Here is a 22,806-nt window from a genome sequence, read left to right on the forward strand (position 1 = left end):
TTTTGCCCGGGTTTTCACATCCCTTTCACAGCGCGGGCGCCAGACTGTCCGGCTTTGATAAGATGCTGCCGCCCACGCTCAACAAGAGGACCCGAACATGCACCTGCTGGTGGTGGAAGACAACGCCCTGCTCGCGAGCAACCTGGCCGACGGGCTGGAACTGGCCGGCCACAGCGCCGATTTCGCCGCCGACGGCGTGCTCGGCCTGCATCTGGCGCTGCAGCACCATTACGATGTGCTGATCCTCGACCTCGGCCTGCCGCGCATGGATGGCCTGGAACTGTGCCGCCGCCTGCGCGCCGCCGCGCCGCGCCGCATCCCGGTGCTGATGCTCACCGCGCGCGACACCCTGGGCGATAAACTGTCGGGCTTCGACAGCGGCGCCGACGATTACCTGGTCAAGCCGTTCGCGCTGGAAGAATTGCTGGCCCGTTGCAGCGTGCTAGCGCGCCGCCACACCCTGCACCAGGACCATGTGCTGGCCATCGGCAGCCTGCGCCTCGACCGCCGCGCGCGCAGCGCCGAACGGGACGGCCAGGCGCTCGGGCTGCATCCGGCCGGCTACCAGATCCTGCTGGCGCTGGCCGAGGCGCACCCGCGCGTGCTGACGCGCTCGGAACTGACCCAGGTCCTGTGGCAGGGCGAGCCGCCCGACTCGGACGCCCTGCGCAGCCATTGCTATCAACTGCGCCAGAAGCTCGACAAGCCGTTTGCGCGGCCGATGCTGCTCACCGTGCACGGGGTCGGCCTGCGCCTCGACGCGCAGGCATGATGGGGCGCGCCCACAGCCTGCAGCGGCGCATGGTGGCCGCCTTCGCCCTGTTCTCGATGATCAGCGCGCTGTGCTTCGGCGCGCTCGGCGTGCTGTTCCTGTACACGGTCGAAGACAGTTTTTTCGCCAGGCTGCTCGAACAGGAAGCGGCGCACCAGCGCCACGCCTGGCAGCGCGATGGCCGCCTGGCCGCGCCGCTGCGTCCTTTCGTCACGCTCCACCACGGCCAGGCCGGCTTTCCGGCCGACCTGGCGCGGCGCCTGGCGGCGGGCGCGCGCGGCACCGAAGTGCCCGGCGACGCCGGCCGCCACTATCACCTGCGTCCCCTGCAACTGGACGGCGCCGGGCCGCTGGTGCTGGTGGCCGAGGTCGGGGCCGAACTGGTGGTGCGTCCGCGCCTGCCGTTCATCCTCGCTTTCCTCGGCCTGTCGGCGCTGGCGCTGCTGGCCGCGTCGCTCGGCGCCGGCTACTGGCTGGCACGGCGCGCCACCGCGCCGCTGCGCCAGCTCGCCGGGCTGGTCGCGCAGAGCGCGCCCGAGCGGCTGCCGCGCGCCTTCGCCAGCGCCTTTCCCGACAATGAAATCGGCCTGCTGGCGCATGCGCTGGAAGACGCGCTGGCGCGCATCGCCGGCTTCATCGAGCGCGAACAGCATTTCACGCGCGACGCCAGCCACGAGCTGCGCACCCCGCTGGCCGTGATCGACGGGGCCGCCGCGCTACTGGCGCAGCAGGCGCTGCCGGAACGCGGCGCCGCCCAGCTGGTGCGCATCCGCAGCGCGGCGGCGCACATGACGCAGACGGTCGAGACCTTGCTGTCGCTGGCGCGCGAAGAAGCCGCCGCGCCGGCGCCGTGCGCGCCGCTGGCGCTGCTGCCCCTGATCGAAGCGGCCGTGGTGCGCTTCGCCCATCTGCTCGATGGCAAGGCGGTCGAGGTGCTGGTGGAGGTGGCGCCGCACGAGACGGCGCGGGTGCCGGGCCCGGTGCTGGCGATTTTGCTGTCGAACCTGGTCAGCAATGCCTTCAGCCACACGCACCAGGGCAGCATCCGCATCGCGCGCGAGGGCGCGCTGCTGGTGGTGGCCGACAGCGGCCCGGGCATCGCCCCGGCGCTGCGCGAGAGCATGTACCAGAGCGGCGTCAAGGGCGAGCACAGCAGTGGCTTCGGACTGGGCCTGTCGATCGCGCGCCGCCTGGGCGAGCGCTTCGGCATCGGGCTCGAGATCGTCAGCGGCGCGGGCGGCACGCGCGCCCTGCTGCGCCTGCCCTAAGAATGTGCGCAGCCCTGCCTATTTGCGCCTGAGCAATCCCTCGGCCGCATACAGCGCCAGCGCGCCCCAGATGATGGCAAAGCCGATCATGCGCTCCTGGGTAAACGCTTCGTGGAACAGGAAGATCCCCAGGCTGAGCTGGATGGTCGGGCCGATATATTGCAGCAGACCGAGCACCGACAGCGGAATCTTGCGCGCGCCGCTGGCGAACAGCAGCAGCGGAATGGCCGTGATCGGCCCCGAAGCGATCAGCAGCGCCCGCGTGCTGTTCGATGGCGTGTTGAGAAATGCGTTGTCCCCCGTCATGCTCAGCCAGATCACGAAGCCGAGCGCGAACGGGAACAGCAGCATGGTTTCGAACGACAAGCCTTCCAGCGCGCCGAGCGAGGCGGTCTTGCGCAGCAGGCCGTAGCCGCCGAAGGACGCGGCCAGCGCCAGCGCGATCCAGGGCATGCGCCCGGCCTGCCAGGTCAGCCACAGCACGCCGCAGGTGGCCAGCCCGATCGCCAGCCACTGCACGATGCGCAGCCGTTCCTTGAGGATCAGGAAGCCAAGCATCACGTTGAACAGGGGATTGATGAAGTAGCCCAGGCTCGCTTCGATCACGTGGCCGCTGTTGACGGCCCAGATGTACAGCAGCCAGTTAAAACTGAGCAGCAGGGCGCTGAGCGCGAAACTGGCCACCACGCGCGGCTGTTGCCTGAGCGCGCCCAGCCATTTCCATTGCTGGCGGATAGTCAATACAATGACCAGGAACAGCAGCGACCAGAGCACCCGGTGGCCCATGATCTGGGCCGGCGGCACTTCTTTGAGTGCATGGAAATACAAGGGAAACAGACCCCAGCACAGGAAGGCCAGGGCGGCGGACAGGATGCCGGTACGCATGAGTGACAATCAGAGATTCATTAGATCAACATTATCCCGCAGATAGGGGAAGCTTGCTGGCGGCCGCCCATTTGCCGATGATGCAAATCTAGCATCGGGAACGCACTCATCGCCTCAGTACGTTTATCATGGCGTCTTCGAAAGCAAGTGCAATCTTGCTGTAACCAGGGGTATTAATGATGCAACGAATTGTGCTTGCTTTTTCCATGACCATCTTCTATTGTGCAATGCAACAAAACAAGAATATGGTGCAATCTTGACAGCGCAACACAAGAAGAGCGGCCTGGCGGCCACCACCCTGGCGGCCGTCGGGATTGTCTATGGCGACATCGGCACCAGCCCGCTGTATACCCTGAAAGCCGTGTTCCACGAAGACCACGGACTGGTTTTGAATACCCCCAACCTGCTTGGCATCATTTCCCTGATCTTCTGGGGACTGACCCTGATCGTCTCGCTCAAGTACGTCACCCTGGTGCTGCGCGCCGACAACCGCGGCGAAGGCGGCATCATGGCGCTGATGGCGCTGGCGCTCAATTCGGTGACCAAAAACTCCAAATGGTATTTCCCGCTGATGGTGCTGGGCGTGTTCGGCGCCACCATGTTCTACGGCGACAGCGTGATCACCCCCGCCATTTCGGTGCTGGGCGCGATCGAAGGGCTGGAAGTGGCCATTCCCGGCTTGCCCAACTGGGTGGTGCTGCTGGTGTCCGCCATCGTGCTGGTGGCCCTGTATTCGGTGCAGCGGCGCGGCACGGCCGGCATCGGACGCTGGTTCGGCCCGGTCATGGTGGTCTGGTTCGCCACCCTGGCGGTGATGGGCGTGGTCAACATCGTCGAGGCGCCCCAGATCCTGGCCGCGCTCAACCCCCTGCATGCCTTCCGCTTCATGCTGGAAAACAAATTCACCGCCTTCATCGCGCTCGGTGCGGTGGTGCTGTCGCTGACCGGGGCCGAGGCGCTGTATGCCGACATGGGCCACTTCGGCAAGAAACCGATCCGCGCGGCCTGGTTCCTGATCGCCTTTCCGGCGCTGGCGCTGAACTACATGGGCCAGGGCGCGCTGCTGATCATGCATCCCGAGCACGTCAGCAACCCCTTCTATAACCAGCTCGGCAGCTGGAGCATCTACCCGCTGCTGCTGCTCTCGACCATGGCCGCCGTGATCGCGTCGCAGGCGACCATTTCGGGCACCTTCTCGATGACCAAGCAAGCCATCGCGCTCGGCCTGATGCCGCGCATGCGCGTGCTGCACACGTCCGAAAGCGAAATCGGCCAGATCTACATCCCGGCCGTCAACTGGCTGCAACTGGTGGTGGTGCTGATCGGCGTGATGATCTTCCAGTCCTCCGACGATATGGCCGGCGCCTACGGCATCGCGGTCACCGCCACCATGCTGTGCACCACCGTGCTGACCTTCTTCGTGACGCGCTACCGCTGGCACCTGCCGCTGGTGCTGTGCTTCGGCGCGACCGGCTTTTTCGTGGTCATGGACATCATGCTGTTCTCGTCGAGCACCCTGAAACTGTTCCACGGCGGCTGGTTCCCGCTGCTGCTGGGCGCGATTTTGTTTACCGGCATGATGACCTGGAAGCGCGGGCGCCACCTGGTGTTCGAAAACCTGCAATCGCACGCCATTCCGCTCGAAGACTTCCTGCAGTCGCTGTTCGTGGCGCCGCCCACGCGCGTGTACGGCACCGCGATTTTCCTGCGCGGCGAAAGCGACGGCGTGCCGCACGCGCTGCTGCACAACCTGTCGCACAACAAGGTGCTGCACGAGCGCGTGGTGTTCCTCACCGTGCACATGATGGAAGAGCCGTGGGTGCCGGCCGCCGAGCAGGCCAGGGTGACCGACTTGGGCCACAACTGCTTCCAGATCAATGTGTACTACGGCTTCAAGGATGAACCGGATATTCCCAAGGTACTGGTCCAGTGCGCCGAGCTCGGCCTGCCGTTCGAGATGATGGAAACCTCCTTCTTCATCGCGCGCCAGACCGTCATCTCGGCCCCGGGCGGCGGCATGGCGCCATGGCGCGAGCACCTGTTCGTGGCCATGTCGCGCAATGCGCGCGGCGCGGCCGACTACTATCAGATTCCACCGAACCGGGTGATCGAACTGGGAACCCAGGTCGAGATCTGACAGGCGTCGAAACCACGTCGAAATACAAGTCGATACAGAAACGCCACACTTTTCATGCGAGACGCCTAGTGCGGCGACGGGCAACTGCTGCTAAACTTTGGCAACTTTTTCCGTCACCGCCCAAGGATTCCATGAAACTCAAGCTTACTCTCGCCGCCGCCTTCGTCGCCACGCTCGTCCTGACCGCTTGCGGCAGTTCGGACAACAGCCCGGTCCAGGTGGCGCCGCTGCCGCCGCCACCGGTGGTGATCAACGATCCGGCCGCGCTGGTCAGCAAGGATACGGTGCTCGGCACCGGCGCCGAAGCGGCCATCGGCAAAGGCATCAACGTGCACTACACCGGCTGGCTCTACGATTCGACCAAGCCCGACAACAAAGGCACGCAGTTCGAAAGCACCGTCGGCAAGACGCCTGTCGCTTTCATGCTGACCAAAGGCACCCTGATCGAAGGTTGGACCGATGGCATTCCAGGCATGAAAGCGGGCGGCAAGCGCACCCTGACGATTCCATCGTCCAAGGGTTACGGCACGACCGGCAAGGGTCCGGTGCCTGCCAACACCGGCATGGTGTTCGATATTGAACTGATCAGCGTCAATTAATCCCGGCGCCGGCCCTGGTAACGCCGGGGCCGGCGTGGCGCGCGCGCACCAATCCGCAGTGCCGAGGCGCGCGTCTGATGCGCCTCAAACAGGGCGCCGCAAGTGGGCCGATCCTTGATCCTTTCACACCTCGAAAGGATCACGCCATGTTTCCCCGTACACTACTGCCGACGCTGCTGCTGCTGGCGCCCCTGCTGGCGCCGCTCGCCAGCCTGGCCGCGACGCGCTACGCGACGCGCTATACAGTCACGTCCCTGCCCGCCAACACCAATCCGCTCGGCATCAACAATGCCGGCCAGATCGTCGGCGACCTCGCCACCGCCGAAGGCCAGCGCGGCTTCACCTGGTCCGGCGGCACCCTGGCCACGATGGGCACCCTGGGCGGCGCCGACAGCTCGGCCGTGGCCATCAACCAGGCCGGCCAGGTGGCCGGCCATGCCAGGCTCGCCAGCGGCGCCATGCGCGCGCTGCGCCACACCGGCGCCGGCCTGGTCGAACTGGCGATCCCCGCCAGTACCGACAGCTTCGCCCACGCCATCAATGATGCCGGGCAGATCGCCGGCCAGTATGTGACCGCCATCCCCAGCTACCGCGCATTCTTGTACGGCGGCGGCGTCAGTACCGACCTCGGCACCCTGGGCGGCGACTTCGCTTCGGCGGCCGGCATCAACAACGCCGGCCACGTGGTGGGCGTCTCGGCGCTCGACGACAGCTCGCCCTACCTGGCGCATGCCTTCTTGTATGCCAATGGCAGCATGACCGACCTCGGCACCCTGGGCGGCAGCTACAGTGCCGCGACCGACATCAACGATGCCGGCCTGGTGGTCGGCCACGCCTGGGTGCAGGGCAGCGAGCACGCCTTCCTGTACGCCAACGGCAAAATGACCGACCTCGGCACCCTCGGCGGGCGGCGCAGCTTCGCCCACGCCGTCAACCAGGGCGGCCAGGTGGTGGGGCGTTCCGACACGCCCGGCGACGCCGGCTCGGCCGCCTTCCTGTACCAGGGCGCCGCCCTGATCGACCTCAATACCCTGATCGATCCGGCGCTCGGCTACAGCGTGCACAACGCCACCGGCATCAACGACAGCGGCCAGATCGCCGCCTACGGCTGCCGCCTTGAGGGCAGCGAGTGCGGCGGCTTGCTGCTGCAACCGAGCCCGGCGCCCGAACCGGGCGCCTGGGCCATGCTGCTGGCCGGACTGGGCATGCTGGGCTGGTGCCGCCTGCGCGGCGCCCGCATGACATAACACAGGGCGCGCGGCGGCCGTGCGCGCACGATGGCAGCTTGTCCACCTTCGAGGAGTCGCCATGTCCACTCGCCTTGCACTGGCGCTGTTGCTGTCCGCCGCCGCCGCAGCCGCCGCCGCCGTACCGGCCTACACCGTGACCGTCCTGCCCGATGCAATGACCCCGGCCGGCATCAACAATGCCGGCCAGATCGTCGGCACCCGCAACGACCACGCTTACCTGTGGTCGAGCGCCGGCGGCGTCGATCTCGGCACCCTGGGCGGGGCCAGCAGCACCGGCATGGCGCTCAACCGCTTCGGCGAGGTGACCGGCGGCTCGCTCACGGCCAGCGGCGAAGAACACGCCTTCATTTACAGCCGTGGCGTGATGACCGACCTCGGCACCATCGGCGGCGGCGACTTTACGCGCGGCACGGCGATCAACGACCTGGGCCAGATTGCGGGCGACTTTCGCGCGCCCGCCAGCGGCTGGGGCGCCTTTGTGCGCCTCGATGGCCAACTGCGCGATATCGGCCATCTGGGCGGTTCGAGCATCTGGGCTAGCGGGATCAACAACGCCGGCCGCGTGGTCGGCAGTTCGCTGGGAGCGCAGGAGTTCCATCCGCCGCGGACGGCCTTTATCTACGAGAACGGCGTCATGACAGCCCTCAACTATTCACCCTCGGGCAGCAGCACCGCCAACGCCGTCAACCAGGCCGGCCAGCTTACCGGCACCGACTGGCACGGGCCCGAGTCCGCCTACCTGTACACCGACGGCATGACCCAGGTGCTGGGCAGCATGTACGGCCTGGCCGCGTGGGGCACCGCGCTCAACAACCGGGGCGAGGTGGTCGGCAACCTGGGCGGGGCGCTGCAAGTGCCGTTCTTTGGGTTTATCTACGCCAACGGCGCCATGAGCGACCTCAACACGCTGATCGATCCCGCGCTCGGCTGGACCGTGACCAGCGCCGCCGGCATCAACGACAGCGGCCAGATCGCCGCCTACGGCTGCCACGACAGCGGCGGCTGCGGCGGCCTGCTGCTGCAACTGGCGCCGGTGCCCGAACCGGGCGCCTGGGCCATGCTGCTGGCCGGCCTGGCCCTGCTCGGCTGGCGCCGCCGCGCGCGGGCGCAAGGCGGCGCATGACGTGGCGCAGGGCGCACCGGCTGGCGCGGCGCATGCTGGTCATCCCACTTGCACCGAAAGGATGATGCCATGCGCCCATTTTGCAGCCTGATGTGGAGCTTGACCGTGGCGGCCTCGCTGGCGGCGCCGGCCGTGGCCGCTCCCGCTCCCGTTCCCACTGTCATCTACAGTGTCACCGAACTGCCCGGCTTCATGCCGGCGGCCATCAACAATGCCGGCCAGATCGCCGGGGTGCGCGACGACCACGCCTGGCTCTGGTCGCCCGGCGGCGGGATCGACCTCGGCACCTTGGGTGGCGCCAGCAGCGCCGCCAGCGCCCTCAACAGTGCGGGCGAGGTGACCGGCTATTCGACCACGGCCGGCGGCCAGACCCACGCGTTCAAGTACGCCAACGGCAGCATGAGCGACCTGGGCACGCTTGCCGGTGGCGACTACAGCAGCGGCACGGGCATCAACGACGCCGGCCAGGTGGTGGGCAATTTCAATGCGCCCGGCACCGGCTACGGCGCCTTCTTGTACAGCGGCGGCACGATGAAAAATATCGGCACGCTCGGTGGCGACTTCGCGGCGGCGGCCGGCATCAACAATGCCGGCCAGGTGGTCGGCACCTCGATCGTGCAGCAGAATGGGCCGTACCCGGTGTCGGCCTTCCTCCACCAGAACGGGGTGATGAGCAAATTGCCCGGCTGGAGCGACGATTCGAGCGGCGCGGCCGCCATCAACCAGAAGGGCCAGGTCACCGGTTTCGGCTGGGACGGCGGCGAAAAAGCCTTCCTCTATACCGACGGCAGCATGCGCAAGCTGGGCTCGTTGAATGGTTTGCTCAGCTGGGGCACGGCGATCAACAACCTCGGCCACGTGGTCGGCCATCTGGGCGAGCCGCCCAACCCTTCCATGTTCGGCTTCGTCTACGCCGACGGCGTGATGCGCGACCTGAACACGCTGATCGACCCGGCGCCGGGCTGGGTGGTGCAGGACGCGGTGGGCATCAACGATGCCGGCCAGATCGCGGCCTGGGGCTGCCGTGGCGACGAGTGCGGCGGCCTGCTGCTGCAGCTGGCCAGCCACGTGCCCGAGCCGCAGGCCATGGCCATGCTGCTGGCGGGACTGGCGCTGCTTGGGCTGGCGTGGCGCCGCCGCCTTAGCGCAGCATGTCGATGTGCATGATGCCGTCTTCGTCGTAGGGCGCGCTGACGGTCGCGAAGCCGAAGCTGGCGTAGAAGGCTTCGAGGTGCTGCTGGGCCTCGATGCGGATGCGCTGGCCCGGATACTGGCGTTCGGCGCGGGCGATGCCTTCGGCCAGCAGGGCGCGTCCGCTGCCGCCGCCGCGCGCGCTCCTGGTGGTCAGCACGCGCCCGAGCGCGACCTCGTCGAACTTCACGCCCGGCGCGAGGCAGCGCAGGTAGGCGGCCAGCACGCGCGCGCCGTCGACCGTATGCCAGCCGAGCAGGTGGTACGCGCCCTGGTCGTTGCCATCGAGGTCCGGATACAAACAGGTCTGTTCGAGGATGAACACATCCTGGCGGCTGGCCATGACCGCGTACAGGTCGGCGCCGGACAGTTGGTCGAAGCGGCGCCATTCCCAGGCGATGGACGGGTTAACGGGCATGCTTGTGTCTTTCATTGTTTTCAGTCTAGTTAGCGGTTTCAAAACCTTCGAGCACATTGACCACGTTGATGCCGATCTCGCTGACCGCGTAGCCGCCTTCGAACACGAATGCGGTCGGCAAACCCGTATGCGCGATGCGTTCGCCGATGCGCAGGAAATCGCTGCTTTGCAGCGCGAACGACGACAGCGGATCGCCGGCGAAGGTGTCGACCCCGAGCGAGACCACCAGCGCGTCGGGCGCGAAGCCGGCCAGCTTGACGCAGGCCGTCTCCAGCGCCAGGAACCACTGGGCCGGGGTCGATCCGGCCGCCAGCGGCAGGTTCATGTTGTAGCCCGTGCCTTCGCCTTCGCCGGTCTCGCCGGCGTGCCCCAGGTAGAACGGATATTCGCCGCGCGGGTCGGCATGGATCGAGATGAACAGCACGTCCTTGCGGCCGTAGAAAATGCTCTGCGTGCCGTTGCCATGGTGGTAGTCGATATCGAGGATGGCGACTTTCCTGGCGCCGTCGTCGAGCAGGTGCTGGGCCGCCAGCGCGGCATTATTGAGGAAGCAGTAGCCACCGAAAAAATCGGCGCCCGCGTGGTGGCCGGGAGGGCGGGTCAGCGCGAAGGTGCCGCGTTCGCCCAGGCGCAGCGCATGCGCGGCGTTGACCGCGCAGTCGGCCCCGGTCTTGGCGGCGATCCAGGTGCCGGCCGTGAGCGGGGTGCCGCTGTCCATCGAGTACAGGCCCATGCGCGCGGCGAAATTATCGGGTTCGATATCGGTGCGCATGCCGCGGATCGGCCACACCGACGGAAACGCGTCCTTGTCGGCATTGGCTTCGTCGAGCGCGACCCACTCGCTCCAGGCGCTGCGCAAAAAATGCAGGTAGCGCGGGGTGTGGATGCGTTCGAGCGAGACCAGCGACACGCCGTGCGGCGTGACCACCTTGCCCAGGCCGCGCCGTTCGAATTCGGCCAGCACCATCTCGACCCGCTCCGGCTTTTCGAAGCAGGGCACGAGGGCGCCGCGGAACATCTCGTGGCGCCCCCGATGCTGGGCATGGTGCTCGTTATAGAAGGTCAGCACGGCCGCTCCCGCTGTCAGTCACCGCCTCGGTCGCCATCTCAGTCACCACCTCAGTCACCACATAATGTGCTGCTGTTGTACGCCGCCACAAAGTCGTCGAAGTTGCCGCTCTGGGTCTGCTCGATGATCGCCTGTTCGGCCAGCGAGGCGGCCGCCATCTCGTCGAACAGCGCCGCTTCGGCCGGCATCAGCGGGCTGTCGCGGAACGAGGCCGCATGCAGCTCGCTCTGGCGCAGGCCGAAGGCGGCCGAGGAACCGAGTGCGCGCACCTCGTCCAGCACCCGTGCCGATGGCGTCAGGGCCGGATTGGCGACCTTGGCGCGCTGCGCGGCCAGCGAGGCCGCGTGCACGCCGTCTTCATTATGCTGGCTGTCGAGCAGTGCCGCCACCGGGGCGATGCGCTCGATCAGTTCATTGGCCCAGGCCTGCAGCGCGATCTCTTCGCCGTTGCGCGTCAGGGTCAATCCGGGACGGCGGCCTTCCTTCACCGTGCGCGCGAAATTGCGCGCGTGGACCTGGCTTTCCATGTGGTTGATCAGCGGGCTCTCGTCGAGCGCGCAGAACAGCAGGAAGGCATCCATGAAGCGGCCCGTCTCGACGCTGATGCCGATCGCCTCGAACGGATCGACATCGAGGCAGCGCACTTCGATGTACTGCACGCCGCGCTTGCACAGCGCCTGCACCGGACGCTCGCCGGTGCGGATCACGCGCTTGGGACGAATGGTCGAATAGTATTCGTTCTCGATCTGCAGCACGTTGGTCGAGAGCTGGATCCATTCGCCATCGCGCTTGGTGCCGAGCGCCTGGTACGGCTTGTACGGGCGGTTGACGGCATCCATCAGGGTGCTGACGTAGCTTTCGAGCGAGTTCTCGTGCGGCGTCAGGCCCGATTGCGCGTCGTTCTGGTAACCCAGGTCGCTCATGCGCAGGCTGGTCGCATACGGCAGGTACAGGGTGTCGCTTGATAGTTTTTCGAGCTGGTGTTCGCGCCCGCGCAAGAAGCCGGTGGAGAGCGCCGGCGAGGCGCCGAACAGGTACATCAGCAGCCAGCTGTAGCGGCGGAAGTTGCGGATCAGGGCGATGTAGCTTTCGGACTGGAAGTCGCGCAGCGCGCTGCGCCGTTCCTGGGCGATGCCTTCGCTGCTGGAAAACAGCTGGAACATCTGCTCCGGCAGCGAGTAGTTGTAGTGGATGCCGGCGATGCACTGCATCGCCTTACCGTAGCGCAGCGCCAGGCCGCGCCGGTATACGTGTTTGAGCATGCCGATGTTCGACTTGCCGTACCAGGCGATGTCGATCTCTTCTTCGGCCGGCAGTTCGCACGGCATCGATTCGCTCCACAGCATTTCGTCGCCCAGCCTGGTGTAGGCGTAGCGGTGGATGGCGTCGAGCTTGTGCAGGGTGGTGCCGATATCGTTTTCGGCCGGCGTGATGAATTCGAGCAGGGCTTCGGCGTAGTCGGTGGTGATCTGCGGGTGGGTCAGGGCGGCGCCCAGCGCCTCCGGGTGCGGACTGCGCGCCAGGCGTCCGGCGCGGTCCACGCGCAGGGTTTCGCGCTCGATGCCGCGCAGGCCCTGGCCCAGCAGGGCGCGGTGTTCATCATCGTCGAGCAGGGCCAGGCGGCGGGTCAGTTGGTTCGACACGGTGAATCCTTTCTTGTACTGCCAAATAGGTAAGTGCTGCGAGATTAACCGAAATCCGGCCAGCGCGCCTGAGGTTGGAATTTCCTGCCGGGATGGGGCGTCGTTTCTTATTTTATACGCAACGCCGTCGTCCTAGGACGCCGGTTTTTTGGCCGCCGCGATCCACGCATCGACCTGCTGTTCGAGCAGCGCCAGGGTCAGCGGACCCTGGTCGAGCACCACGCTGTGAAAGCGCCGGATGTCGAATTTGTCGCCCAGCGCCGCCTGCGCCTTGTCGCGCAGCGCGCGGATTTTCAGCTGCCCGACCTTGTAGCCGAGCGCCTGCGCCGGCCAGGCGATGTAGCGGTCCACTTCCAGTTCATTGTCGCCCGGCGCGTTGGCGGTGTTGGCGTTCATGTAGTCGAGCGCCTGCTGGCGCGTCCAGCCCTGGGTGTGGATGCCGGTATCGACCACCAGCCGCACCGCGCGGAACATCTCGGCGTTCAGGTGCCCGAAGGCCGAAAACGCATCCTTGTAAAACCCCAGCTCTGGGCCGAGCGTCTCGGCGTACAGGGCCCAGCCTTCGCCATACGCGCCGTGCCAGCCGTGGCGGCGGAAGGCCGGCAGGTCGGCGATGTCGGCCGCGCGCGCCACCTGCAGGTGGTGGCCGGGCAGCGCTTCGTGCAGGGCCAGCGTTTCCATCTCCCACATGGGGCGCGTTTCCATCAGCGAGGTGTTGACCACGAACGCCGCCGGACGGTCGGCGCTGCCGGCTTCGTACCAGGCCGCGCCCAGTTTGTCGGTGCCGGCGCCGGTGGCCGCCTTGACCAGCACTTCCTGCGTGGGCGCGGCCGCGAACAGCTTCGGCACGGCCGCGCTGGCGCGCGTGATGATGCGCCGGTAGCGCGCCAGCAGCGAGTCGCCGCTGGTGTAGAACAGGCGCGGATCGGACTTGGCGAAGACGATGAACTGGGCGAAGCTGCCGCTAAAACCGGTGCGCGCGATGGCCGCCGTCATCTCGCCGCGCAGGCGCGCCACTTCCCTGATGCCGAGCGCGTGGATGGCGGCCGGCGCCATTTCGATGGTGGTCTGGCGCGTCACCGCCAGCAGGTAGTAATCGAGCCCGGAGGGCAGCGCGCTGGCCGCGATCGACTCGCGCGCCACCGGCACGTATTCGCTGCGCAGGAAGTCTTCCAGCTCCTGCAGCGCCGGCGCCACGCGGTTGCGCAACGCCACCGGACCGGCCAGCGCGAGGGCGTCGCGCACCGGCTTGTCGATGCTGGCCGGAATCTGGCGGAACGGCTGGCCGAGCGGACCGTCGACCGCGTTTTCGCGCAGCTGCTTGAGCAGCGGCGGCACCGCGCGCACGGTCACCCTGGGCGCCACCCAGCCGCTGCGCATGCCTTCGCGCAGCTGTTCGATCAGGCCCGTGACGTGGGCCGGCACCGCGTCCAGGCGCGCCAGGTAATTGCGGTAGTCGCTCTCGGTGGCGAACGGCATCTGCGCGGCCAGTTGCGCCAGGGTGATGTGGACACCCGCGTAAGCGCTCAGCGGCTGCGCCTGGAACGGGTACAGGGCGGCCGCCTTGACCGCCTGCTCTTTCTCCCACACGAACAGGTCGTAGGAGAGCTGCTGCTGGGCACTGAGCTTGTCGCGTTCGATCTGCCTGGCCTGGTCGAGCATCTTGCGCTGGTGCGCATTGGCGGCCCGGCTGGCGGCCAGGGTGGTGTCGCTCAGGGCCGCGTCGTAGCGGTAGTCGCCCACCGAGGTGGCGTATTCGGGCTGGTTTTGCAGGCGCCATTCCCAGTCGCCGTCGAACAGCGCGCGCGCCTGCTGGTCCGCGCTCAAGCGTTCGACGGCCGGCCGTTCGGCGGCGGCGCGCTCGGGCACGACGGCTTGCCCCGCGCCGGCGGCCAGCGGGGCGAGCATCAGGACACAGGTGGCGAACAGTTTGCGCATCTGGTCATTTTAGCAAAGGGGACGGCGCGCACCTTGCACCGCAGAACTTATGTGGCGGCGCCGGCCCGTCCGCCGCTGACGCGCTCGATGCCGGCCAGGTCAAGCCAGCTTTGCACCTCGCTGTAGCCGCCGGCCGCCAGCAGGGCGCGTACCTGGGCCGCCTGGTCGTAGCCGTGCTCCATCAGCAGCCAGCCGGCCGGCGCCAGATGGTGTGGCGCGCCAGCCACAATGGTGCGCAGCGCCGACAGGCCGTCGGCATGGTCGGTCAGCGCGCCGGCCGGCTCGAAGCGCAAATCACCCTGGACCAGGTGGACGTCGCCGTCGGCGATGTAGGGGGGATTGGCGACGATCAGGTCGAACGATTCGGCGGCGATGGCGCCGAACCAGTCGCTTTGCACGAAGCGCACGGCGGCGCGGTTGGCTTGCGCGTTGGCGCGCGCCACTTCCAGCGCGGCGCCGCTGACGTCGAGCGCCGTGACGCCGGCGTCGGGCCGGGTGTGCGCCACGGCCACCGCGATGGCGCCGCTGCCGGTGCCCATGTCGAGCATGCGGCCGCGCACCGGCAGGCGTGCGAGCGCCAGCTCGACCAGCAGTTCAGTATCGGGACGGGGAATCAGCACCGCCGGGTTGACGGCGAAATCGAGGCCGTAGAATTCGCGCCGTCCGACGATGTAGGCAATCGGTTCGCCCGCCAGGCGCCGCTCCACCAGGGCCGCCAGCGCGGCCGCTTCAGCGCCCGTGAGCAGCCGTTCCGACTGGGTGATCAGGCCGATGCGCGTGATGCCGAGCGCATGGCAGGCCAGGATGCGGTTTTCCAGCGGGTCGAGCGGCAGCAGCGACTGCAGCGCGCCGATGCGCTGGCCGGCGCTCATGGTCCACATGATCAGCGGTTGCCGCGCCGTACCAGCACGAACAGCAGCGAGGCGCTGATGATGGCGAACCAGAGTGCCGACCATTGCGGGATCGACAGGCCGAGCAGGGTGTCGACCGCATCTTCGCACAGGCCGTCGGCCTCGAAGATCCAGGGCAGGTAGACCGCGGTCGGGACTTTATTGAGCATGGTCTGCATCGGGTCGATCCCGCACGAGAAACCCGGATGGGCCAGCACCCACAGCTGCTTGCCGGCGTAGAACAGGCCCGCCAGCGCACCGGCCAGGCCGAAGAAGCTCCACAATTTGAACTGCTTGGCCGACGCCGCCGCCAGGCACACCAGCCCGCAGAAGAAATAGGCGTAGCGCTGGATCACGCACAGCGGGCATGGCAGCATGTTCTTGTAGTGCTGCAGATACAGTGCCGCGCCAAGCAGGGCGAAGCAGATGGCGGAAAGGGTCATCAGGATCGTGCGGTTGTTGGGCATCGTTTCAAGTCCTAGTAGTGTTTTATATGCGTCTTCACATGCGGCTTGGGTAGGCCGCATTGCACAGTCTACAACGTCCGGCTTATGAATTGTTTAATCGCCAAGGGCCGCCAGCAATTCGGCCTGGTGTTCGGCCGCCAGCGCGTTGGTCAATTCGGTCAGTTCGCCGTCCATGATGAAGTCGAGTTTATACAAGGTCAGGTTGATGCGGTGGTCCGTCATGCGGCCCTGCGGAAAATTATAGGTGCGAATCCGCTCGCTGCGGTCGCCCGAGCCGATCAGGCTCTTGCGGGTGGCCGCTTCCTTCGACTGCTGCTCGCGCAGCTGCACGTCCTTGATGCGCGCCGCCAGCACCTTGAGCGCCGAGGCCTTGTTCTTGTGCTGGCTGCGGTCGTCCTGGCATTCGACCACGATCCCGGTCGGCAGGTGGGTGATGCGCACCGCCGAATCGGTCTTGTTGATGTGCTGCCCGCCGGCGCCCGAGGCGCGGTAGGTGTCGATGCGCAGGTCGGCCGGGTTGATGTTGACGTCTTCGACTTCGTCCGCTTCCGGCATCACCGCCACGGTGCAGGCCGAGGTGTGGATGCGGCCCTGGGTTTCGGTGGCCGGCACGCGCTGCACGCGGTGTCCGCCGGACTCGAACTTGAGCTTGGAGTAGGCGCCGTTGCCGATCAGGCGCACGATCACTTCGCGGTAGCCGCCCAGGTCCGAGACCGATTCCGAGACCGTCTCGACCTGCCAGCGATTGCGCTCGGCGAAGCGCACGTACATGCGCAGCAGGTCGCCCGCGAACAGGGCCGACTCGTCGCCGCCGGTGCCGGCGCGGATTTCGAGGAAGATGTTGCGCTCGTCGTTGACGTCTTTCGGGAGCAGCATCTTTTGCAGGTCCATTTCCAGCTGCGCCACGCGCGCCTTGCCGGCTTCGATTTCATCCTGCGCGAAGTCCTTCATCTCGGGGTCCGCCAGCATCTCCTGCGCTTCGGCGATATCGTTCTGGGCACTCTGGTACTCCTTGAACAAGGCCACCAGCGGGCCGATTTCGGCGTGCTCGCGCGTCATCTTGCGGTAGGCGTCCATGTTCGAGGTCGCGCCTTCGCTCATGAGCAATTCGTCAAGTTCGACAAGACGGTTGGCCAGTTGATCCAGCTTGGCCAGCATCGATGGTTTCATAGGGTGCTCGGGTAAGGTAAGGGGGACTGACAGGGAACGGCCGCGCACAGGTGGCGCGGCAGGGGACAAGCGGAAGCGCTAACGGCGGCCGCGGAACAACTGGGGCAGCAGGGTCGCGAGGCGGGCGCGCTCGTCGCCCTGGGCGCGGTGCAGCGCCTGCTGCGGGCCGTGCAGGAACTTGGCGGTCAGGCCCTTGGAGAGGGCATCGAGCACGGCGTCGACATCGTCGCCGCGCGCCAGCATTTTTTTGGCGCGTTCGAGTTCGAACAGGCGCATCGCTTCGCTGTTCTCTTGCAGGTCCTGGATCACCGGCACCATGGCGCGGTCGTCGATCCAGTGCATGAACGACTGCACCCGCGTTTCGATGATGGCCTCGGCCTGGGCCACGGCGGCCTGGCGGCTCTCCAGGCCAGTCTGGACCACTTGTCCGAGGTCGTCGACGGTGTACAGGAACACGTCGTCGAGGCGGCCGACTTCGGGCTCGATATCGCGCGGCACCGCCAGGTCGACCATGAACATCGGTTTGTGGCGGCGCGTCTTGATCGCGCGCTCGACCAGGCCGAGGCCGATCAGCGGCAGCGAGGACGCGGTGCACGAGATGACGATGTCGAACTGCGCCAGCTGCTCGGGCAGCGCGGCCAGGCGGATCGCACGGCCGTTGAAGCGGTGCGCCAAGGTTTCGCCGCGCTCCATGGTGCGGTTGGCGATGGTGATGTTTTTCGGGTTCTGGGCCGCGAAATGCGTGGCACAGAGCTCGATCATTTCGCCGGCGCCGATGAACAGCACGTTCTGGTCGGAGATCTTGTCGAAGATGCGCTGCGACAGGCGCACCGCGGCGGCGGCCATGGACACGCTGTGGGCGCCGATTTCGGTGGTGCTGCGCACTTCCTTGGCCACCGAAAAACTGCGCTGGAACAGCTGGTGCAGATAGGTGCCGAGGCCCCCGGCTTCGTCGGCCAGGCGCATCGCGTCTTTCATCTGGCCGAGGATCTGCGGTTCGCCCAGGACCATGGAATCGAGACCCGAGGCGACCCGGAATGCATGACGCACGGCGGCATCGTGCGGCAGCATGTACAGATGCGGTCGCAGTTCGGCGAAGTTGAGCTTGTGGTAATCGGCCAGGAAGTGGGCGCTCGCATCGAGCGGATTGGCGACATCGCTGGCGGCGTACATCTCGGTGCGGTTGCAGGTCGAGAGGATCGCCGCTTCGTCGCCGCCACGGTTGTCGATGCGGGCAAACCAGCCGCGCGCAGCCTGCACCGCCTGGCCGAGCTGGTCGGGCGCGAGCGCCAGCTGCTCGCGAAGCGAGACCGGTGCGGTGGTGTGGTTGAGGCCGACGGCGAGCAGTTGCATGGCTTTACAGTGTACGGATGTGTAGCGCCATTATACCGTGATGCGTCAAGGACCTACTGAAAGGAGGGTTTTTTGGTGCGGGAGGGCAACGATCGTAGCGAATGAACCGGGACAGCGGAGCCGTGTTGTCGGCGTTCAAAGACCGCTAACTGAACTATTCCCGAGCATGTCGGTCCAAAAATGACAAACCCGCCTGCGGGCGGGTTGGTCGGGAATGTGGGTGACCCCGGGGAGCCGGGGCCACGATCGGACCTAGTGTCATCACCAGTAAGGGTGGCTGGGAGAGGACATTCCTAGGGCTGCCAGCAAATTATAGCACTCGGTGCTCAAAAATCAAGCAGGTGTCAAGATGAAATGGACCGACCTTGAGCGACATTTTTCGCCTGCCCGGCTGGGCCGTTACCGAGCCTTGTGCGCAGGTGACGACGTCAAGGCCGCATCCGTGTATGTGAACAATATGCTGCTGGCGGGAGCGATGATGCCCATGCTGAGTGTGCTGGAAATTGCACTCCGAAACGGTATCCATCGTCGCATGTCCGCGCTGTCTCAACGGCCCGATTGGTGGGAGGCGTTGGCGGGCGATCCGGCCTTTGCGCGACAGACCAAAGAGGTCACTGGCGCGAAGGAACGGCTGCAACGGCGCGCTGAAGCGGCCACGTCCGACAAGATTATCGCGGAGTTGACCTTCGGTTTTTGGAGCTCGCTGTTCAATGGCGGCTTTACACCTATCGTATGGAAAGATTTGCGCCTGGTTTTCCCCCGCTGTCCGAAGGCGCAGCGCAAGCGCAATGCCGTCTCATCGGCGCTGAACCAGATGCGCGACTTGCGCAATCGGGTATTCCACCATGAGCCACTCTTATGGTTGCACCCCGACCTGCTCGGTTTGCACGCCAGGGGGACCGAAGTGATCGGCTGGATCGATCCTCAACTGGTGTTATGGCTGGCCAGCTACGATCCCCTGCCGGCCACCTGGACCACTTGCCGGCCGCGTTAGCGCTGGCAGATGCGGACACGCCACACGCCAGTTCACGCCCCCAGCTTTTCCAGCCGGTACCCATAGCTGTACACCGGCACCAGCCGGAAGCCGTTCTCCGGCCGCAGCTGCAATTTGTTTCTTACACGCGACACATGGGTATCCATGGTGCGCGACGGCACCGCCGTTTCGCGGATCCACACCGCTTCATGAATATATGCGCGCGACAGCGGCCGGCCGATATTCCGAAAAAACAACAGTGCCAGGTAGAATTCCTTGTGCGTGACCTCGATGACATTGCCATCCATCAACAACCGTCCCGGCCGGGTTTCGAAAATATACGGTCCGAACTGCAGTTGTTCGGCCCCGTTCTGGGCCGGATAGGCGCGCCGCAGCAGGGCTTGCACGCGCGCCACCAGTTCGCCGCGGCGCAGCGGCTTGACCATGTAATCGTCGGCGCCGGCGCTGATGCCGGCCACGATGTCGTCTTCGGCCGAGCTGCTGGTAAGGAACATCATGGGGGTGGTGGAGGGCAGCTTTTCCTTGGCGCGGCGCAGCACTTCGGTACCGTTCATGTCGGCCACCTGCCAGTCGAGGATCAGCATGTCGAAGCTGTCTTTACGTAGCTGTCCAAGCAAGTCCTTACCACTGTCAAACGACTGACAGACGTGTCCAGCGGAGGTCAGCACCTGGCAAATCAGGTCTGCCTGGCTACGGTCATTGTCTAGGACGGCAATTCTCATGGTGGCGTATGTCGAACGTAAAAACGTGTTGTAGGAAGTGTCCTACTATTACTGAAGAATAGTTACTCTGAATATAACAGACTTTTACAAAGCAACACTAAATTGGAACACATTAATTTACATCCGGCAACGAACTGGTGTGTCGTACATCGCCTCGTTTCATAACACGGTACACTGGAAAAACGCCGATTTCAATCGACATTTTGAGTCTTGACGGAAATTTACATATCGAAAGGAGCACCATGAAAGATGACTTGACAGCGATTCCGGGCAATGCGGAAGCAATTTTGCAAGTCCGCGAGGAATGCCGCCGCATGGTGCGCAACCGCGCGGCTGTCTCGGCCGGGGTGTCCGCGCTGCCGGTGCCCGGGCTGGACGTGATGTCCGACCTGACCATGCTGACCGGAATGGTGAACGACGTCAATGCCGCCTTCGGCCTCACCGCCGAGCAGGTCGAGCATTTGCAGCCGGCCTACAGGCGCATTGTGTTCGGTGCGGCGGCGGGGCTGGGTGGGATGATGGTCGGCAAGTTGGTCACGCGCCAGCTGGCCGTGCGCTTGCTCAAGCGCAGCAGCCTCAAGTCGTTTGCCAGGTCGGCCGCGCGCTTCGTGCCGCTGGCCGGCCAGGTGGCCTCGGCGGCGATCGGGTTTGCCGTGTTCCGCAAGCTCGGCTACGACCATGTGGACGCCTGCGCCACGGTGGCGCAGGAGTTGCTGGCGGCGCGCGCCGGCTAGCCGTGGTGCCCTGGCATGCCGAAGCGGCGCGCTGGGGCGCTCGCATCAGGTGTCCGGCAGCACCACGTTTACTTCAAGCACTTCCAGGTTGCCCTGGCGGTCCAGCGACAGTTTGATGTCGTCCGGATTGACGCGGGTGTACTTCGAGATCACTTCCAGCAGTTCGCGGTGCAGCGCCGGCAGGAAGTCCGGGCCGGTGCGGTGACCGCGTTCGCGCGCGATGATGATCTGCAGGCGCTCCTTGGCCGCGGTGGCGCTTTTCGGCTTGGAGGGGAACAGGAATGAAAGCAGGGCCATATCACTTTACTCCGAAGATGCGCTGGAATATGCCTGGTTTTTCATAGCTGGTAAAGCGCAGCGGCACGTCGTCGCCGAGGAAGCGCGAGACCACGTCCTCGTAGGCCTCGGCCACGTCGGTGCCCTTGAAATGAATCGCCGGATTGCCCTGGTTCGATGCGTGCAGCACCGACTCGGACTCGGGAATGATGCCGACCAGCGGAATGCGCAGGATTTCCTGTACATCCTGGTAGGACAGCATTTCGTCGTTCTCGACCCGCTTGGGCGAGTAGCGCGTGATGAGCAGGTGTTCCTTGACCGGCTCGGCGCCGGTCTGGGCGCGCCGCGACTTGGCCTGGATGATGCCGAGGATGCGGTCCGAATCGCGCACCGACGACACTTCGGGATTGGTCACGATGATCGCTTCGTCGGCGAAGGTGAGCGCCATCAGCGCGCCATGCTCGATGCCGGCCGGCGAATCGCAGATGATGTATTCGAAACCCATGTTGATCAGGTCGTGCAGCACGCGTTCGACGCCTTCTTCCGACAAGGCGTCCTTGTCGCGCGTCTGCGAGGCCGGCAGGATGAACAGGTTGTCGCAATGTTTGTCCTTGATCAGCGCCTGGTTGAGCGAGGCTTCGCCATTGATGACGTTGATCAAGTCGTAGACGACGCGCCGTTCGCACCCCATGATCAGATCGAGATTGCGCAGGCCGACGTCGAAATCGAGCACGGCGGTCTTGTGGCCACGCATGGCCAGACCGGTAGAAAAGCTGGCGCTGGAGGTCGTCTTGCCGACGCCACCCTTGCCGGAAGTCACAACAATAATTCTTGCCACAGGGGGTCCTTTTTTCGTATCTGGTATTTAAACGCGGGAGGCCGGACTGATCGACAGTATATCGATGCGGTCGCCGATCAAGCGGATTTGCGTCGGCTGGCGTGCCAGCTGCGGCGCGAAGCCATCTTCGAACGTGCGGTAGACGCCGGCGATCGAGACCAGCTCGGGCTGCATCGCCATGGCGAAGATGCGCGCATCGGCATTGCCCGAGGCGCCCGCCAGTGCGCGTCCGAACAGCGACGCGTAAATATGGATGCTGCCGTCGGCGATGATTTCGGCGCCGTTGTTGACCACCGCCGTGACGATCAGGTCGCCGCCGCGCGCATACACGCGCTGGCCGGCGCGCACCGGGGTGTCGATGATCATGGTGCCGGGCGTGACGAGCGCCGTGGCTGCTGCGCTCGCCGGCGCGCTGGGCGCGGGCGCTTGCGCTTCGGCGCGCGCCTTGTCGCCGCTGGCGCCGTCGTCGAGCGAGAGCCCGCGCGCGCGGATCGTATCGTGCATGGATGCCGGGGCGCCGCGCACGGCCACCGCGTTCAGGTGGTATTTCTTGAGCAGCCCGACCATCTTGTCCCAGTCGATGCGCGGCGCGTTCTCGGCCAGGGCGCTGATATCGATCACGGCGAATTCGTCTTCGAAGAAATCGGCCGAGCCGCCCGTCATCTGCTTGAGCGCCGCATCGATCGCCAATGGGTCGGCCGAGTACAGAATCGTGGAGATCGCCACCACGGTGGAAATCTTGATTTCGATAGGCAGTTGGGACGGGCTTTTGAGCATAGACGAGTCGTGAGGGATGGGCGGATCATCGCCCAAAGTGGCGCAGGCTCGTGCATTCTACTGTGAAAATTGCGGTTAGGGGAGGGTTGTCCCGCATGTTCCGCGAGGCAACTTCAAACCGGTTTTGAGGGTGTCGACGGCCATGGTAGTGCTGGTGTAATGCTCAGGCCGTGTCCGAATGTCAGACCTGACACCCGGGATGACAGGTGTAATGCTCAGGCCGTGTCCGAATGTCAGACCTGACACCCGGGACAGGCCGTGTCCGAATGTCAGACCTGACACCCGGGATGAC

General features: G+C 65.7%; 22 protein-coding genes. 9 read left to right on the plus strand and 13 right to left on the minus strand.

What is annotated here, in order from left to right; genetic code table 11:
* Positions 1 to 97: 97 nt before the first annotated feature.
* Both F2P45_RS14135 and F2P45_RS14140 read left to right on the plus strand, forming a co-directional pair.
* Positions 98 to 772, plus strand: coding sequence for a response regulator transcription factor (locus F2P45_RS14135; protein ID WP_166875931.1), 675 nt, complete (start codon positions 98 to 100; stop codon positions 770 to 772).
* Positions 769 to 2,040 (plus strand): sensor histidine kinase, encoded by a 1,272-nt coding sequence (locus F2P45_RS14140; RefSeq protein WP_166875934.1) that lies wholly within the window; start codon positions 769 to 771, stop codon positions 2,038 to 2,040. Before F2P45_RS14135 ends, F2P45_RS14140 begins: the two co-directional genes overlap by 4 nt.
* 18 nt (positions 2,041 to 2,058) lie before the next feature.
* Here the strand turns inward: F2P45_RS14140 and rarD are convergent, their stop codons facing one another.
* Entirely contained in the window at positions 2,059 to 2,925 is an 867-nt protein-coding gene (gene rarD, locus F2P45_RS14145) for an EamA family transporter RarD (protein ID WP_166876080.1), read from the minus strand.
* Positions 2,926 to 3,181: 256 nt separating this feature from the next.
* Here rarD and F2P45_RS14150 point away from each other — a divergent pair, with 256 nt between their 5' ends.
* The 5 genes from F2P45_RS14150 (at position 3,182) to F2P45_RS14170 (ending at position 9,201) form a co-directional block, all read left to right on the plus strand.
* On the plus strand, positions 3,182 to 5,062 hold the full coding sequence (locus F2P45_RS14150; protein WP_166875937.1) for a potassium transporter Kup: 1,881 nt from the start codon (positions 3,182 to 3,184) through the stop codon (positions 5,060 to 5,062).
* A gap of 131 nt (positions 5,063 to 5,193) precedes the next feature.
* On the plus strand, positions 5,194 to 5,661 hold the full coding sequence (locus F2P45_RS14155) for an FKBP-type peptidyl-prolyl cis-trans isomerase (protein ID WP_166875940.1): 468 nt from the start codon (positions 5,194 to 5,196) through the stop codon (positions 5,659 to 5,661).
* A 146-nt stretch (positions 5,662 to 5,807) separates the two neighbouring features.
* Positions 5,808 to 6,908, plus strand: coding sequence for a DUF3466 family protein (locus F2P45_RS14160; RefSeq protein WP_166875943.1), 1,101 nt, complete (start codon positions 5,808 to 5,810; stop codon positions 6,906 to 6,908).
* Between the two features lie 61 nt (positions 6,909 to 6,969).
* Positions 6,970 to 8,034: a PEP-CTERM sorting domain-containing protein gene (locus tag F2P45_RS14165; RefSeq protein ID WP_166875946.1), complete on the plus strand. Its 1,065-nt coding sequence runs from the start codon at positions 6,970 to 6,972 to the stop codon at positions 8,032 to 8,034.
* Between the two features lie 69 nt (positions 8,035 to 8,103).
* Positions 8,104 to 9,201, plus strand: coding sequence for an HAF repeat-containing PEP-CTERM protein (locus F2P45_RS14170; protein ID WP_166875949.1), 1,098 nt, complete (start codon positions 8,104 to 8,106; stop codon positions 9,199 to 9,201).
* Here F2P45_RS14170 and F2P45_RS14175 read toward each other — a convergent pair.
* The 8 genes from F2P45_RS14175 to hemA form a co-directional block, all read right to left on the minus strand.
* Positions 9,176 to 9,643 (minus strand): GNAT family N-acetyltransferase, encoded by a 468-nt coding sequence (locus F2P45_RS14175; protein WP_166875951.1) that lies wholly within the window; start codon positions 9,641 to 9,643, stop codon positions 9,176 to 9,178. The genes F2P45_RS14170 and F2P45_RS14175 overlap by 26 nt on opposite strands.
* A gap of 25 nt (positions 9,644 to 9,668) precedes the next feature.
* Positions 9,669 to 10,712, minus strand: coding sequence for a histone deacetylase family protein (locus F2P45_RS14180; RefSeq protein WP_166875954.1), 1,044 nt, complete (start codon positions 10,710 to 10,712; stop codon positions 9,669 to 9,671).
* Positions 10,713 to 10,762: 50 nt separating this feature from the next.
* Positions 10,763 to 12,355 carry a glutamate--cysteine ligase gene (gshA, locus tag F2P45_RS14185; protein WP_166875957.1) on the minus strand — a complete coding sequence of 531 codons (1,593 nt, stop codon included), beginning with the start codon at positions 12,353 to 12,355 and terminating at the stop codon, positions 10,763 to 10,765.
* A gap of 132 nt (positions 12,356 to 12,487) precedes the next feature.
* The gene (locus tag F2P45_RS14190) at positions 12,488 to 14,293 is read right to left on the minus strand and encodes a DUF885 domain-containing protein (protein WP_166875960.1); all 1,806 of its coding nucleotides are present in this window, start codon (positions 14,291 to 14,293) and stop codon (positions 12,488 to 12,490) included.
* A 47-nt stretch (positions 14,294 to 14,340) separates the two neighbouring features.
* Positions 14,341 to 15,174 (minus strand): peptide chain release factor N(5)-glutamine methyltransferase, encoded by an 834-nt coding sequence (prmC, locus tag F2P45_RS14195; protein ID WP_166875962.1) that lies wholly within the window; start codon positions 15,172 to 15,174, stop codon positions 14,341 to 14,343.
* A 2-nt stretch (positions 15,175 to 15,176) separates the two neighbouring features.
* On the minus strand, positions 15,177 to 15,650 hold the full coding sequence (locus F2P45_RS14200; RefSeq protein ID WP_166875965.1) for a disulfide bond formation protein B: 474 nt from the start codon (positions 15,648 to 15,650) through the stop codon (positions 15,177 to 15,179).
* 93 nt (positions 15,651 to 15,743) lie between these two features.
* Positions 15,744 to 16,820, minus strand: a complete 1,077-nt coding sequence (gene prfA, locus F2P45_RS14205) for a peptide chain release factor 1 (RefSeq protein ID WP_166875968.1) — start codon at positions 16,818 to 16,820, stop codon at positions 15,744 to 15,746.
* 78 nt (positions 16,821 to 16,898) lie between these two features.
* The gene (gene hemA, locus F2P45_RS14210) at positions 16,899 to 18,173 is read right to left on the minus strand and encodes a glutamyl-tRNA reductase (protein ID WP_166875970.1); all 1,275 of its coding nucleotides are present in this window, start codon (positions 18,171 to 18,173) and stop codon (positions 16,899 to 16,901) included.
* Between the two features lie 349 nt (positions 18,174 to 18,522).
* Here hemA and F2P45_RS14215 point away from each other — a divergent pair, with 349 nt between their 5' ends.
* The gene (locus F2P45_RS14215) at positions 18,523 to 19,167 is read left to right on the plus strand and encodes a hypothetical protein (RefSeq protein ID WP_166875973.1); all 645 of its coding nucleotides are present in this window, start codon (positions 18,523 to 18,525) and stop codon (positions 19,165 to 19,167) included.
* A gap of 32 nt (positions 19,168 to 19,199) precedes the next feature.
* On the opposite strand, the gene F2P45_RS14220 is transcribed toward F2P45_RS14215, so the two are convergent.
* Positions 19,200 to 19,889, minus strand: coding sequence for a response regulator transcription factor (locus F2P45_RS14220; RefSeq protein ID WP_166875976.1), 690 nt, complete (start codon positions 19,887 to 19,889; stop codon positions 19,200 to 19,202).
* 242 nt (positions 19,890 to 20,131) lie between these two features.
* On the opposite strand from F2P45_RS14220, the gene F2P45_RS14225 reads away from it, so the two are divergent.
* Complete coding sequence (locus F2P45_RS14225; protein ID WP_166875978.1) at positions 20,132 to 20,623, plus strand: hypothetical protein; 492 nt, start codon at positions 20,132 to 20,134, stop codon at positions 20,621 to 20,623.
* 45 nt (positions 20,624 to 20,668) lie between these two features.
* Here the strand turns inward: F2P45_RS14225 and minE are convergent, their stop codons facing one another.
* Genes minE through minC form a run of 3 tightly spaced genes read right to left on the minus strand, consistent with a single transcriptional unit; the run spans position 20,669 to position 22,514 of the window.
* Entirely contained in the window at positions 20,669 to 20,920 is a 252-nt protein-coding gene (gene minE / locus F2P45_RS14230) for a cell division topological specificity factor MinE (RefSeq protein WP_166875981.1), read from the minus strand.
* Position 20,921: 1 nt separating this feature from the next.
* Positions 20,922 to 21,737, minus strand: coding sequence for a septum site-determining protein MinD (gene minD, locus F2P45_RS14235; protein ID WP_166875984.1), 816 nt, complete (start codon positions 21,735 to 21,737; stop codon positions 20,922 to 20,924).
* A gap of 27 nt (positions 21,738 to 21,764) precedes the next feature.
* The gene (gene minC / locus F2P45_RS14240) at positions 21,765 to 22,514 is read right to left on the minus strand and encodes a septum site-determining protein MinC (RefSeq protein ID WP_166875988.1); all 750 of its coding nucleotides are present in this window, start codon (positions 22,512 to 22,514) and stop codon (positions 21,765 to 21,767) included.
* Between the last annotated feature and the right edge of the window lie 292 nt (positions 22,515 to 22,806).

Source organism: Massilia mucilaginosa, from assembly GCF_011682145.1.
In the GTDB taxonomy this organism is placed as follows: Bacteria; Pseudomonadota; Gammaproteobacteria; order Burkholderiales; family Burkholderiaceae_D; genus Telluria_A; species Telluria_A mucilaginosa.